The organism is Pannonibacter sp. XCT-53, from assembly GCF_009915765.1.
In the GTDB taxonomy this organism is placed as follows: domain Bacteria; phylum Pseudomonadota; class Alphaproteobacteria; order Rhizobiales; family Stappiaceae; genus Pannonibacter; species Pannonibacter tanglangensis.
This window is the reverse complement of record NZ_JAABLQ010000001.1, coordinates 2,424,460-2,438,288: the sequence shown is the minus strand read 5'-3', so window position 1 is coordinate 2,438,288 and position 13,829 is coordinate 2,424,460. Positions and strand designations below refer to the sequence as shown.

Here is a 13,829-nt window from a genome sequence, read left to right as displayed (position 1 = left end):
GATCATGACCGAGACCTATACCTCGCTGGCCGGCTTCGCCCAGACCTGGGGCCTCCTCTACTTCGTGCTGATGTTCGCGGTGGTGATTGGCTACGCGGCCTGGCCCAAGAACAAGCAGCAGTTTGACGATGCCGCCCAAATCCCGTTCCGGGAGGACTGATCCATGACCGACATTCACAAGAGGGAAGTCGACACGCTCTCGGGCGTTGAGACGACGGGGCACGAGTGGGATGGCCTCAAGGAACTCAACAATCCCCTGCCGAAATGGTGGCTCTACATCTTCTACGCCTCCATCGTCTGGGCCATCGGCTACTGGGTCGCCTATCCGTCCTGGCCGCTGGTGTCCAGCTACACGGCGGGCCTGCTCGGCAACAGCCAGCGCGACGACGCCATGGCGGCGCTCGAGGCTGGCCGTGCGGCACGGGCCGAAATCGGGACCAAGCTGATCGACGCCTCGCTGACCGACATCACCGGCACGCCGGCCCTGCTCGACTTTGCGATGGCAAACGGCCGCGCCGCCTTCGGCGACAACTGCGCCGCGTGCCACGGGTCGGGCGGCACCGGCTTTGTCGGCTTCCCGAACCTGCAGGACGACAGCTGGATCTGGGGCGGCACGCTGGATGACATCCACACCACCCTGAAATACGGCATCCGGTCCGGCCATCCGGACACCCGCTCGGGCGAAATGCCGGCCTATGGCCGCGACGGGCTGCTCGAGAAGGACCAGATCACGCAGGTCGCCAACTTCGTGGCGTCCCGCAATGGACTGGAGACCGAGGCAGGGGTCGATCTGGCCGCCGGCGAAACGATCTACCAGGAAAACTGCGCGGCCTGTCACGGCGAGGACCTGAAGGGGCAGCGCGAGGTCGGGGCTCCGAACCTGCTGGCGACGAACTTCCTGTTCGGCAAGTCGCTGGCGGCGATCAAGGCCCAGATCAACAACCCGCGGGCTGGCGTCATGCCGGCCTGGGAAGGGCGTCTGGACCCGGCGACGGTCAAGTCGCTGGCGGTCTACGTGCACTCCTTCGGCGGCGGCGAGTAAGCCGTCGCGGGCGTGCCGGACACGGTGTCGCAGGTTGATCCGCCGCAAGGCCATCAGCCGCGCACCTGTCTAGGTTCGCCCGAGCAGCAAGTGCCGGGTCGGCCCTGCCGCCGACCCGGAAACCTTCCCGGGGCCGTTGGGGCCGGACCCGGCCAGGAAAGGACGGAACGATGCGTGTCGAGCCAGACGCCGCAGTGGGCGGCAACGAGCCGGAAGAGTGGTTTGCCTCGGCGAAGAAGATCTACCCCATGGCCACCCATGGGACCTTCCGCCGGATCAAGTGGGCGATCCTGTTCGTGACGCTCGGGATCTACTATTTCCTGCCGTTCATCCGGTGGGACCGCGGGCCGAACGCGCCCGACCAGGCGGTGCTGATCGACCTCGAGGGCCGGCGCGCCTATTTCTTCTTCATCGAGATCTGGCCGCAGGAAGTCTACTACCTGACCGGGCTGCTGATCGTCGCCGCGCTCACCCTGTTCCTGATGAATGCCGTCGCTGGCCGCATCTGGTGCGGGTACCTGTGCCCGCAGACCGTCTGGACGGACCTGTTCCTCTGGGTCGAAAGCAAGATCGAGGGCGACCGGCGTGACCGTATCGCGCTCGACAACGCGCCGATGAGCCTGTCGAAGCTTTGCAAGCGGGTGGCCAAGCACACGTCCTGGCTGATGATCGCCTGGTGGACCGGCGGTGCCTGGGTGCTCTACTTCTCCGACGCCCCCACGCTGGTCTACGAGCTGGCCACGTTCCAGGCGCCTTGGGCGGCCTATCTGTGGATCGGCATCCTGACGACGACCACCTATCTCCTCGCCGGCTTCATGCGCGAGCAGGTCTGCATCTACATGTGCCCCTGGCCGCGCATCCAGGCCGCGCTCACGGACGAGAAGGCGCTCAATGTCACCTACCGCTGGGACCGCGGCGAGCCGCGCGGTCCGCTGAAGCGCAACAAGGAGCTTGCGGATCAGGGGCTTCCGGCCGGTGACTGCATCGACTGTGCCCAGTGCTTCCACGTCTGCCCGACCGGCGTCGACATCCGCAACGGCCTGCAGCTCGACTGCATCCAGTGCGGCCTGTGCATCGACGCCTGCGACAACGTCATGACCAAGGTCGGCAAGCCGACCGGCCTCATCGGCTATGACACCGACGAGAACATCCAGCGCCGGCTGGACGGCAAGGATCCGATCTACGAGATCGTCCGCCCGCGCACAGTGATCTATGCCGTCCTCATCGCCCTTGTCGGCGCGATCATGCTCTACGCCCTGCTCAGCCGCGACTTCTCCGGCATCAGCGCCGTGCATGACCGCAACCCGATCTTCGTGGTCCAGAACGACGGCAGCATCCGCAACGGCTACACCGTGCGGCTGATGAACAAGCGCAATTTCGAGCGCAGCTTCCTCGTCAACATCGAGGGCCTGCCGACGGGCACGCGCATCGAGGCCATCGGCATCGACCACTACTTCGAAGGACGGCCCTATGTGGTCGTCGGCCCGGACCAGACCCGCGAGATCCGCGTGCTGGTCTACTCGCCGACCGGCGCGCAGATGCCGTCCTCCACGCCGATCACCTTCCGTCTGACGGACACGGTGATGGGCGAAGTCACCACCACCAAAGGCTTCTTCAAGGCACCCTGAAGGGAGGGAGCAATGACGACCACCGCATCACGAGCCGGGACCCTGCGTCCCGGCGACACCAGCCGCAGTCCGCAGGGCGGTCGCCCGATCACCGGACGGACCGTGCTCCTCTGGATCTCCTGCTTCTTCGGCGTCATCTTTGCCGCCAACGCCGCGTTCCTCTACTTCGCCTTCGGCTCCTTTCCCGGCACCGTCGTCGACAGTTCCTACAAGGCGGGTCTGACCTTCAACGCCGAGGTGGCCGCCGCCGAGGCCCAGGCCGCCCGCGGCTGGGACGTCAGCGCCCATCTCGACCGCAGCGGCGAGGGCCGCGCCCGCATCACCGTCTCCGCCCGCGACGGCGCCGGCCTGCCGCTGGCGGGTCTTGCCTTCGTGGCCCGGCTGGCCCATCCCACGGCCGCCGGTCAGGACCAGACCGTATCGCTCGCCCCGCTGGAGGATGGCCGCTACACCGGCGTGACGGCCGCGCCGCTGGCCCCGGGGACCTGGAAGATGACGCTTGAGGCGGACGGGCCGGAAGGTCGTCTGTTCCGCTCCGAAAACCGCCTGTTCCTGCGCGACTGACGGCGCGCGGACAGGACGTGACAGCACCTCTGGAGGACGGACATGACGGTGCACATGCGGGATTGGGATGCCTTCGTGACGCCGGCGGCGGACGGGGCGGTTCACATGGATCTGGCGGTCGAGGGGATCACCTGCGCCGCCTGCATGGGCGAGATCGAGCGGGGGCTGACACAGCTGCCCGGCGTCCTGCGCGCCCGCGTGAACCTCACCAGCCACCGGCTGGCCGTGGAGTGGGATGCCGCCCAGACACCGGCGGATCTCATCGTCGAGACCCTGGACCGGATGGGCTACCGCGCCCATCCCTTCGATCCCGCCGCCCAGCGGGCGCGCGAGGACCGGACGGGCCGCGAACTGATGCGGGCCATCGGCGTGGCCGGCTTTGCCTCCATGAACATCATGCTCATGTCGGTGTCGGTCTGGTCCGGCAACGTCACCGACATCACCGATGAGACCCGCGACCTGTTTCACTGGGTTTCGGCGATGATCGCGCTTCCGGCGGTGGCCTATGCCATCCGGCCGTTCCTGCGCAGCGCGATCGCCGCCATCCGCGGCCGTCGCATGAACATGGACGTGCCGATCTGCATCGGCGTCTCGCTGGCGGTCGGCCTGTCGGTCATCCAGACGCTGCAGAGCCAGCATCACGCCTATTTCGAATCGGCGACGATGCTGCTCTTCTTCCTGCTGGTCGGGCGTTATCTCGACCACAACATGCGCGGCCGCACCCGCTCGCTGGCCGAAAACCTTGCGGCCCTCAAGGCCGAGGTGGCGGCGCGGATCGCGCCGGACGGCAGTGTCCGCGAGGTGCCGCTGTCGCGGATCGAACCGGGCGACCGGGTTCTCGTGACCGCAGGCGAACGCATCCCTGTCGATGGCGTCATCGACCAGGGCAGCTCCGAGATCGACCAGAGCCTGATCACCGGCGAGACCGCACTGGTCGCAGCCGGCCCCGGCACCCGTGTCTACGCCGGAACGCTCAACGCCGGCGGCGTGCTCGAGGTGCGCGTCTCCACGGCCAGCGGCGCCACGCTGCTCGACGAGGTGAACCGCCTGCTCGAGGCCGCCGGTCAGGCCAAGTCGCGCTATGTCGTGCTCGCCGACCGGGCTGCGGCCATGTACTCGCCCGTTGTCCATGCCGCCGCCCTGCTCACCTTCCTGGGCTGGACGCTGGCCGGCCTCGGCTGGCAGCCCTCGCTCATCATCGGGATCTCGGTGCTGATCATCACCTGCCCCTGCGCCCTTGGCCTCGCCATTCCCGCCGTGCAGGTTGTGGCCTCGGGCCTGATGTTCCGGGCCGGGGTGCTGATCCACTCCGGCGATGCCATCGAACGTCTGGCGGCTGCCGACACGATCGTCTTCGACAAGACCGGCACCTTGACCCTCGCCCGTCCGGAGCTGCTGGAACCCTATGCGGCCGGCGATGCCGACCTGGCGCTGGCCGGCCGTCTGGCACTGTCCAGCCGCCATCCGCTGGCCCTGGCGCTGGCCAGGGCAACCGATGCGACGCATCCGCTCCCCGGTGTGATCGAGACCACCGGAGCCGGTGTCGAGGCCCTGCACGAGGGCCAGCTTGTGCGTCTCGGCTCACCCGCCTTCTGCGGCGCGCCAGAACACCGCGTGGCCGATGTCCTGAGCCGCCATGGCGATGCCTCGCTGCTTGCCCTGCGTATCGGGGAGGGGCCCGCCCGCCTCATTCCCATGCGCCAGAGCCTGCGCCCTGATGCCGGACCCGTCATCCGGGACCTGGCGGCGCGGGGCTACCGCATCGAGATCCTGTCGGGCGACCGGCCGGGCGCCGTGGAAGCTGCCGCAGCCGCTCTCGGCATCCGCGACTGGCGCGCTGGCATGACCCCGGCCGACAAGATCGCCCGGCTCGACGCGCTCAAGGCGGAAGGCGCCAATGTGCTCATGGTCGGCGATGGTCTCAATGACGCGCCGGCGCTTGCGGGGGCACAGGTGTCGATGTCGCCGGTCACGGCTGTTCATCTCAGCCAGGCTGCAGCCGATGCCGTGTTCATGGGGGATGCGCTGGCCCCGGTGGCCGATGCGCTGAAGATCGCGCGCCGGGCCCGGGCGGCCATGATGCAGAACCTGTGGATCTCGGTGGTCTACAACCTGATCGCCGTGCCCATCGCCGTGGCTGGTTTCGTCACGCCGCTCGTGGCTGCCGCCGCGATGTCCGGTTCGTCGCTCATCGTGACAGCCAATGCGCTGCGGCTGCGGATGGGCAGTGGAAAACCGCATGAGCCACGGTGAACCCGGCTCCGCGCAAGCCTTGCGCAAGGTCCGCTGCCGACGATCGCCTCGGGTGTTGGGGCAAAATCGGTTGCAGATCAGCTCGTTCGTGTTTCATCGTGGAGTGTCTTGCCGGACCCGCGCGGGTTCGCCACTCGGGGGATAGCCCATGGAAGTCCTGCTGTTTCTCATTCCCGTCGCGCTGGGGCTTGGCGCCCTCGGGCTGGTCGGGTTCCTGTGGTCGCTGAAAAGCGGCCAGTATGACGATCTGGAAGGGGCCCGCTGGCGGATCCTGGACGACGACGACGTGGCGCGGCCGGACGGGGAAGCCTCGCGCTGAGGCAGACGGAAGCGGGGTCGGGGGCAGGGCAGCGCGGCATGGCCTGCGGCTGCGGGAGACCGGCCTGGGGGATCGCGGCCCGGCAATCAGGGCGCCGGGAAAGAGGGCGTGAGCCCGGGACGGCAGCTCAGCCGGCGAGGGCGCCCAGCATCATGCTGGCGGAAATCACGATCAGGGTAACGCCCGACAGCAGCAGCACGTTGGCCCGCAGCGGCTGCTGGCTGGTCTGGAACGAGGCGACCTTGGCCGGACGGGCCAGGTTCAGGGCCTCTGTCTCCTCGACAAGGTGACTGTTGCGCATGGGGTGCTCCGGACTGGACCTGAGCCGCCATCCGTAGTTTTCGCGGCTCCTGAACCCCGTTTTAGGCTGCGATCCTTGAAAGGCCGGTTAAGTCATATCGCTGTAATGTGTTAATGTGGCGCAACTTTACCAAGTGTTAAACCGGACCTCGACGAGTTTAATCCAAACCGGCCGGGATACGGGCAAGTCTCTGGACTCAAAGCGTTATTCCGAGTGTCCCCGGCAGTGCCGCCGCGCCGTGCCGACGCGGGGTCGCCGCGTCTGGGGCCGTCCGCGGCCGTCCGGAAGCGGGGGTCCGGCAGCAGATCCTAACGGAGAGGTCGCTTCTGTTAACGGGTCTCGCGGGGCTGGTTGACAGGCGTTTACCGCCACCGCGCGGCGAGACGGGGCCAACCTGTGGCAGCATGAACGGGCTGTTTTGCCCCTGGTGCAAAGGCACAAGCCCCGCGAAAGGGTATCCTAACCCTCTTTTCACCGTTTGCCTGTTACTGTCAGGTGCTCAATTGGAGGTTACGGTGAGCCTGGATCTTGCCTCACTGACGTTTCTGCTCGTCGAGGACAGTGCCTACATGCGCACCATCCTGCGCACGATGCTGCAGGGGTTTGGAGCCCGTCGCATCGTCGAGGCCGAAGACGGGGCGTCGGGACTGGAGGCAATGGACCGCGCCAACCCGGACATTCTCATCCTCGACTGGGTCATGCCGATCCTCGACGGTGCGGACATGGTCCGCATGATCCGGACCTCGAACAACCCCTTTGCCTACATCCCGATCATCATGGTCACGGGCCACACGGAGCGCAGCCGCATCATCGAGGCCCGGCGTCTTGGCGTGCATGAGCTCCTGTCCAAGCCGATCTCGGCCAAGGCCCTGTATCAGCGGGTGTCCAACGTCATTCTCAACCCGCGCGATTTCGTGAAGACACCCAGCTACTTCGGTCCTGCTCCGCGCGAGATCCGCAACCGCCAGAAGATCTGGCAGGGCGGGATCAGGCCGCCCGAGCTGAAGAATGCAAGCGACATGGCCAAGGCCAAGACCGCCGGCGACGGGACGGAGACCCTGGCCATCGGCTGAGGCGGGCCGCGCCGGCCGCGTCTTGCGGCCCTTGCACGCCCTCGCACACCCTTGCGCCTGAACCTGCGTCCGCTGGGAGCCGGTAGCCTTGAGCCGGGACCCGGAAGTCGGGACGAGGGAGTTGGGACGAGAGGCTTGCGCGCCTCAGGCGGCCAGCGCCGCGTAGGGACGCGCCGGAGCGGCCGGCATGCGCTGCCGCTGGTCAAGGTCTGCAGCGAAGTCCTTGATGAGATCAAGGTCGACGAGATAGGTCTCGATCAGGAACCGGGTCACGATGTGCGGCGGAAGATGTGTATATCCTTCGGCGGCGCAATAAAAATCATCGAGCGTTACAAGCCGCTTCCGCAGTTCCACCATGGCAGACCCCTCGTCTGGCTGATGAAGAAATCTTGGCCTTTTATGGTTAATGGCTGGTGAAGACCTCTGTCATTTTGTCGAATGTCAGGAGCGCGCGCCCGCCAGCAGACGCACACCGAACGCGACCAGCACGGCTCCGGTCAGGCCGTCGAGGCTGCGCGTCACGGCCGGACGCGCCAGAAGGCGGGCGAGGGGACGGGTGGCTGCGATCAGCAAGGCGAACCAGACCAGTCCCATCCCCGCGTGCATGGCGGCAAGCAAGGTCGAAAAGGCTGCAACATCAACACCCTGCGGCAGGAACTGCGGAAGGAAGCTGACATAGAACACGCCCACCTTCGGATTGAGGAGGTTCGTGACCAGACCGCGCCAGAACCAGCGCAACGGTGCCGTTGCGCGATTTGCAGCGCCCGCGCCCATGGTCCCGTCGGCGTCTGCGCCTGCAGGCCCGGTTTGCCCCGGTCGGCGCAACGCGGCGCGGATCATGCCGATGCCGAGCCAGATCAGATAGAGCGCACCGCAGATCTGCAGGACCTGGAAGGCCGTCTGCGACACGGCCAGCACGGCGCCGAGCCCAAGGGCGGCAGCCAGCCCCCAGGCGAGGCAGCCTGCGACGATGCCAAGCCCTGCCATCAGGGCAGGCCTTGCCCCTTCCACGGTCGCCGTGCGCAGGACGAGGGCCGTATCGAGGCCCGGCGTCATGGTCAGGAGGGCGGCAGCAATGCTGAAGCCGAGCAAGGCAGAGGCAATGTCCATGATGGTCTCCGGGTGAACGGCAGGCGTGCGGTCAGGATTGGCAGACCGGCGTGATGCGGCGAGGGCAGCTCGAGCTGACCTTAGCCGATTGCCCGGAGGCCGGCCATCTCATGTGCCGACAAACCAGCTGCGGGCGTTGCGGTAGCAGACGTCCCGGACCAGCGTGTCAAGGAGATCGGCGTCGTTCGGAACCTGTCCGGTCTCCACCCAGTTGCCGACCATGTTGCAGAAAAGACGGCGGAAATACTCGTGCCGGGGGAAGGAGAGGAACGAGCGGCTGTCGGTCAGCATGCCGACGAAGGTGGAGATGAGGCCCATCTGGGCGAGCTGGGTCATCTGGCGCTCCATGCCGTCGAGCTGGTCGTTGAACCACCAGCCGGACCCTGCCTGGACCTTGCCCGGAACGCTGCCGTCCTGGAAGTTGCCGGCGGTCGTCACGATCACCTCGTTGCGTGTCGGATCAAGGGCATAGAGGATGGTCCGGGGCAGCGAGCCGGTCCTGTCGAGCCGGTCGAGCAGCGCATTCAGCTCTGCCGCGATCGGACGGTCGGCGATGGAATCGCCGCCGGCATCGGGGCCGAGCTGGCGGAAGAGGGCGGTGCGGTTGTTGCGGGTGGCGCCGATGTGCAGCTGCATCACCAGCCCGCGGGCGGCATAGGCACGGCCGAGGCTGACCAGCACCGCGCCGTGGAAATCGGCAATCTCGGTCTCGTCAAGGCTCTGATTTGCAAGGCGTTTGCCCAGGATGCCATCAAGCCGCGCCGCGCCGCAATCGCTGCCGGCGCGCAGGATCTCGATGCCGTGGTCGGTGGCGACGCAGCCGGCGGCAACGAAGTGATCGAGGCGGGCGACAAGCGCGCCGGTCAGGTCCTCGAAGCTGCGGACCGGATGGCCGACGACAGATGCCAAGCGATTGATGTAGCTCGGGAAACCGTCCAGCTCGATCTTGAAGGCCTTGTCCGGACGGAAGCTCGGCACCATGCGGAAGCCGAGGCTCGGGTCGTCCTTGAGGGCGATGTGGTGCTCGAGACTGTCGCAGGGGTCATCGGTGGTGCCGACCAGCTCGACCTTCATCTGCCTGAGGAGGCCGCGGGCGGAGTGGCCGGGCTTGCCGAGTTCGGCGTTGGCGGCCTCCCAGATCGCGGCGGCGGACCCGGAATTCAGCACGGCTCCTGACAGTCCGAAGTAGCGGTCAAGCTCCAGATGGGACCAGTGATAGAGCGGATTTCCCAGCAATTTCGGCATGATAGCTGCGAAGGCATCATACTTCTCGCGGAAATCTGCCTCGCCGGTGATGCGCCTTTCGTCAATTCCGGCCCACCGCATCGCGCGCCACTTGTAGTGATCGCCCTCCAGCCAGATGCGGCCGAGACTGTCCCAGGTGGTGTCGGCGGCGATCTGTTCGGGCGGCAGGTGGTTGTGATAATCGATGATCGGCAGGCTGCTGGCGACCTCATGGTAGAGGCGGCGGGCGGTGGGGGTGGCGAGCAGGAAATCGGGGCCGAGGAAGGGCTGCATTGTCAGGAGGCCTTCGCGAAACTGTCAGGAGAGAAGGTCGGTCAGCGCGGCGCGAACGCCCTGCGCGCGCAGGCGGCAATAGCTGTCGCTCACGGCCGGGCGGAACCACGCATCGGCGGCGAGCTCGGGCGGGAAAACCTCCGAAAGCCCAAGCATGCCAGAGACATAGTCCGGGCCATCAGACGTCGCCGCGATGATCGCGGCAAAGCGCGGCGCCAGCGGGTCATTGACCGGGACGGCCTGCCCGGCCTCGTCCTCACCCCTGACATAGGCCATCCAGCCCGCGACGGCCTGTGTCAGGAGGGGGAAGGGCGTGCCGGCCTCGACATGCCAGCGGATCGAGGCGAGCAGGCGCTGCGGCAGCTTCTGCGAGCCGTCATTGGCAATCTGGGTGGTGCGGTGCTTCAGCCGGCTGTTGCTGAAGCGGGCCAGGAGTTCGTCAGAATAGGCTTTGAGATCAATGCCTTGCAGGCCGCTCAGGGTCGGGGCCTGCTCGCTCATCATCAGCCGTCCCGCGGCGGCAACAAAGAGCGGATCGGCCATGCAGTCCGAAATCGTCGCTTTTCCGGCCAGCGCGCCAAGATAGGCGAGGAAGGAATGCGAGCCGTTCAGCATGCGCAGTTTCATCGCCTCGAAGGGCGCCACATCCGCGACAAACTGCGCCCCCGCACGGACAAAATCAGGCCGTCCCGCGACAAAATCGTCCTCGATGACCCACTGGCGGAACGGCTCGCAGACAATGCCGTTGATGTCGTCCGATCCGATCTCGCGCAGCAGCTGTTTCGACGGCTCGTCGAGGGCGGGAACGATGCGGTCGACCATGGTCGAGGGGAAGGTGCAGTGCCGGGCAATCCACTCGGCCAGCTGCTCGTCAAGGGCGCGGGCATAGCTCACCACCGTCGCCCGGCTGACCGCACCATTGTGCGGCAGGTTGTCGAGCGGCAGCAGGGTGACCCCCGGAAGGCCGCTGTCGCGGCGCAGCCGGAGACCCTCGACGATGACGCCGATGGCGGTGCCGGGCTGGCGGGGGGAGGCGAGGTCGGCGACGATGCCGGGATGGGCCGTGTCGAGAGCGCCCGAGCGCGAGCAGTAGCCCTTCTCGGTGATGGTCAGGCTGATGATCGACAGGTCCGGATGGACGAAGTGGCCAAAGAGCGCCGGCAGTCCGTCGCGGGCCGGATGGCAGGTTGCGACCAGACAATCGATGCGCCGGGCCGCGATGCCGGCATCGTCGGCGGCGGCAACCCAGAAGCGGCGGTCGGTGGCATCGAGGGCCGTGAGCTCCTCGGCGCCGGAATTGAGGCGCACAGCGACGAGGCCCCAGTCGGCAGCCTCACCGGGACCGGCCTGGTCCAGCGTCTCGTCGAGGATCGAGCAGAGGAAGGCGCGGGCGAAGGCGCCGAAGCCGAAATGCAGGATGCGCGGCTTCAGCATCTGGCGGTCATAGGCGGCGGTCTTGACCCGCACGACCTGGGTCACCTCGGGAGCAGCGGGAGCGGAAACGGACATGGACTTCACCTCTGCGTCAGGCGCGGGGAACGGGGCGGGAGATGCCGGAGGCGACAGCCTCGCCGTTCAGGATCAGGGGGCGGGTTTCGCCGGCGGGAAGAACGAAGCTGGCGTCTGCCCAGGCCGGATCATGCCGCCCGCTGCGGGCGACGTCGAGACGGATCTCGGACGCCGTCGAGGTGAGGGCAAGGCGGACAAGGGCGTGGTTGCCCTCGAGCGCATCGACGGCAAAGCCGTCATCGGCATATTCGAGGCTGACACCGGACGCAGCCCCCGGGGCAGGGAAGAGGGCGTAGGTGCGGGACGTGTCCCGGGCGGCCTGGGCGCGATTGAGATCATCGGCCAGCGGCAGCACCGCGCCCCCCCGGACGAAGAGCGGCATGGAGGCGAGCGTCACCGGCAGGGTGACGGTGGTGCCGCCCGCATGCCAGCTGCCGGCCCAGAAGTCCCACCAGCCGGTGTCGGTCTGCGGCAGATAGACGGTGCGCTCGGTCACGCCCGGATCAACGACATTGGCGACCAGAAGATCGCGGCCGATGAGGAACTCGTCGCATTCCTCGAAGGTGCGCGGGTCGTGCTCATGGTCGAGGAAGGTCGGCCGCAGCATCGGCTCGTCGGCGGTCACGGCCTGATACAGGGCCGTGTAGAGATAGGGCAGCAGCCGGTAGCGGAACCTGATCGCCTCGCGGATGAGCGGCGTCACGTTCGGATACATCCAGGGCTCGTTGACCGTGTGGTCGTCGTTCCAGGAATGAATTGTGAAGCGCGGATGGAAGATGCCGTTCTGCACCCAGCGGACAAACAGTTCCGGATCGGGCTTCGGGCCGGCAAAGCCGCCCACGTCGTGGCCGACGTTGTAGAGGCCGGACAGGGACATGCCGAGGCCCATGCGGATGTTGTAGCGGATCGTCTCCCAGGCCGTGCGGTTGTCGCCGGTCCAGGTCTGGGCGTAGCGCTGCAGGCCGGGCGCGCCGGAGCGCGAAATGAGATAGGGGCGGGTGTCGGGCTGGTGCGCCACCTGCACCTCATGGCTGGCGCGGGTCATCAGCACCGGCAGCAGCGGCCGGATCAGGCCGACGTCGATCTCCTCGCCGAAGCCGTGGCAGCGGGCATGATTGTCCCAGACCTCGAACTCGTTGTTGTCGTTCCAGGTCGAGTTGATGCCGTAGCGCAGCAGCTTGTCGGCGATGTTGCCCTGCCACCAGGCGATGGTCGCCGGGTTGGTGAAATCGAGGTTCGAGCCTTCGTCATCCCAGAAGACGGAGCGGGACGGGGCGTCGCTCTCGCTGTCCTTGATGAACAGGTCGCGCGCGGCGACGTCCTGGTACATCGGATGGTCCTGCAGCAGGCAGGGCTTGATGTTGGCGGCCAGATGCAGGCCGGCGCCCGCAAAGGTGGCGGCCAGACCCGCCGGATCGGGCACCTTGGCGCTGTTCCAGGTGAAGACGTAGCGCTTGGCACCGATGGACGAATAGCCGGAGGAGAGCTGGAAGCTGTCACAGGGAATGTCGTGCTCGTCGACGAGCCGGACAAAGCCTTCGAGCTGCTCCTGGGCATTGGGGGCATCGGTGTAATGCATGGTCGAGCCGGAGTAGCCGAGGCTCCACAGCGGCGGGAAGGCGGTGCCGCCGGTCAGACGGACATGATGCTTGACCGCGTCCAGAACCGAAGGTGACCAGCGCATGTAGTAGTCGAGATCGCCATCCTCGGCGCGGTAGCTGCGGTAGGGCTTGTGGTAGTTGTCCAGCTCGTTGCCGAGATCGAACCAGCACCCGGCCAAATTGTCGTAGAAGACCGAGAAGGTGCCGGCATCGGGCGTGCGGGTGATGGTGACCGGGATGTGCTTGTAGAGCGGATCGGTCGTGCGCGCGTCATAGCCCATGGCATCGAGATTGCGCATCTCGTAGCGACGGCCGGAGCGCTCCAGGTCGCCGGCCTTCTCGCCGAGGCCATAAACCTTCTCGCCCTTGCGGCGGTTGAGGTAATGGGCGTGGGCGTGTGACTTCACGTCCAGCATGTAGGCGCCGGTCGGGCGATCCTCGGCGAAGACGAGGAAGCGGCCGTCGGCCTGACGGGCTTCCCAGACGAAGGTGAGGGGCGCGGTGATGGTGAGCCGCAGGGCGTCGGTGGAGAGCACGAGCCCGGCCTCGCCACGGTCCTCGACGGTGAAGGGCGGGCAGGAAAAGCCCGAGACATCCAGCCGCGACCGGCCCTCCCAGGCGACATCGGCCGGGGTGAGGCTGCCTTCTGCCTTGGGCGCGACGGACCAGGACCGGCCGAGGCGGAACTGGCCATCCTTGCGCAGGACAACCCGGAAAAGCTGCGGTTCCAGAACGAAGACGGTGAGGAGGTGACGGTTCTCGACCAGAAGCTCGATGCCGGCGTCAAGGGTCCGGGCGAGGCGGAAGGCGTGCAGCGTCTTCATGGGAACTCCGCAAGGCGGGGCAGCGCCAGGCGTCGGGCGCTGCGGGATCGGAAAAGGGTCAGGAGGTGGCAGACAGCAGGCACCGCG

General features: G+C 67.0%; 13 protein-coding genes. 7 read left to right on the top strand and 6 right to left on the bottom strand.

Annotation, left to right across the window (positions count from 1 at the left end; genetic code table 11):
* The first annotated feature begins 4 nt into the window (after positions 1–4).
* From GWI72_RS10885 to ccoS, 6 genes are all read left to right on the top strand, one after another.
* The gene (locus tag GWI72_RS10885) at positions 5–160 is read left to right on the top strand and encodes a cbb3-type cytochrome c oxidase subunit 3 (protein WP_161676253.1); all 156 of its coding nucleotides are present in this window, start codon (positions 5–7) and stop codon (positions 158–160) included.
* Between the two features lie 3 nt (positions 161–163).
* Positions 164–1,042, top strand: a complete 879-nt coding sequence (gene ccoP / locus GWI72_RS10880; RefSeq protein ID WP_161708659.1) for a cytochrome-c oxidase, cbb3-type subunit III — start codon at positions 164–166, stop codon at positions 1,040–1,042.
* A 170-nt stretch (positions 1,043–1,212) separates the two neighbouring features.
* A complete protein-coding gene (ccoG, locus tag GWI72_RS10875; protein WP_179956061.1) occupies positions 1,213–2,670 on the top strand; it encodes a cytochrome c oxidase accessory protein CcoG in 1,458 nt (485 codons plus the stop codon).
* 12 nt (positions 2,671–2,682) lie between these two features.
* Positions 2,683–3,234, top strand: coding sequence for a FixH family protein (locus tag GWI72_RS10870; protein ID WP_161676251.1), 552 nt, complete (start codon positions 2,683–2,685; stop codon positions 3,232–3,234).
* Between the two features lie 42 nt (positions 3,235–3,276).
* Positions 3,277–5,487: a heavy metal translocating P-type ATPase gene (locus GWI72_RS10865; protein ID WP_161708658.1), complete on the top strand. Its 2,211-nt coding sequence runs from the start codon at positions 3,277–3,279 to the stop codon at positions 5,485–5,487.
* 148 nt (positions 5,488–5,635) lie between these two features.
* Positions 5,636–5,806: a cbb3-type cytochrome oxidase assembly protein CcoS gene (gene ccoS / locus GWI72_RS10860; protein ID WP_161676249.1), complete on the top strand. Its 171-nt coding sequence runs from the start codon at positions 5,636–5,638 to the stop codon at positions 5,804–5,806.
* 127 nt (positions 5,807–5,933) lie between these two features.
* Here ccoS and GWI72_RS10855 read toward each other — a convergent pair whose 3' ends face one another.
* Entirely contained in the window at positions 5,934–6,107 is a 174-nt protein-coding gene (locus GWI72_RS10855; RefSeq protein ID WP_161676248.1) for a hypothetical protein, read from the bottom strand.
* Between the two features lie 515 nt (positions 6,108–6,622).
* Here GWI72_RS10855 and GWI72_RS10850 point away from each other — a divergent pair.
* Positions 6,623–7,180, top strand: coding sequence for a response regulator (locus GWI72_RS10850; protein ID WP_161676247.1), 558 nt, complete (start codon positions 6,623–6,625; stop codon positions 7,178–7,180).
* Positions 7,181–7,324: 144 nt separating this feature from the next.
* Here the strand turns inward: GWI72_RS10850 and GWI72_RS10845 are convergent, their stop codons facing one another.
* The 5 genes from GWI72_RS10845 to GWI72_RS10825 all read right to left on the bottom strand — a co-directional run bounded on the left by GWI72_RS10845 (position 7,325) and on the right by GWI72_RS10825 (position 13,742).
* Complete coding sequence (locus tag GWI72_RS10845; RefSeq protein WP_161708657.1) at positions 7,325–7,537, bottom strand: hypothetical protein; 213 nt, start codon at positions 7,535–7,537, stop codon at positions 7,325–7,327.
* Between the two features lie 84 nt (positions 7,538–7,621).
* On the bottom strand, positions 7,622–8,290 hold the full coding sequence (locus tag GWI72_RS10840; RefSeq protein WP_161708656.1) for a LysE family translocator: 669 nt from the start codon (positions 8,288–8,290) through the stop codon (positions 7,622–7,624).
* A gap of 108 nt (positions 8,291–8,398) precedes the next feature.
* A complete protein-coding gene (gene uxaC, locus GWI72_RS10835; RefSeq protein ID WP_161708655.1) occupies positions 8,399–9,808 on the bottom strand; it encodes a glucuronate isomerase in 1,410 nt (469 codons plus the stop codon).
* 24 nt (positions 9,809–9,832) lie between these two features.
* A complete protein-coding gene (locus GWI72_RS10830; protein WP_161708654.1) occupies positions 9,833–11,317 on the bottom strand; it encodes a mannitol dehydrogenase family protein in 1,485 nt (494 codons plus the stop codon).
* A 16-nt stretch (positions 11,318–11,333) separates the two neighbouring features.
* Complete coding sequence (locus GWI72_RS10825) at positions 11,334–13,742, bottom strand: glycoside hydrolase family 31 protein (RefSeq protein ID WP_161708653.1); 2,409 nt, start codon at positions 13,740–13,742, stop codon at positions 11,334–11,336.
* Positions 13,743–13,829 lie beyond the last annotated feature (87 nt).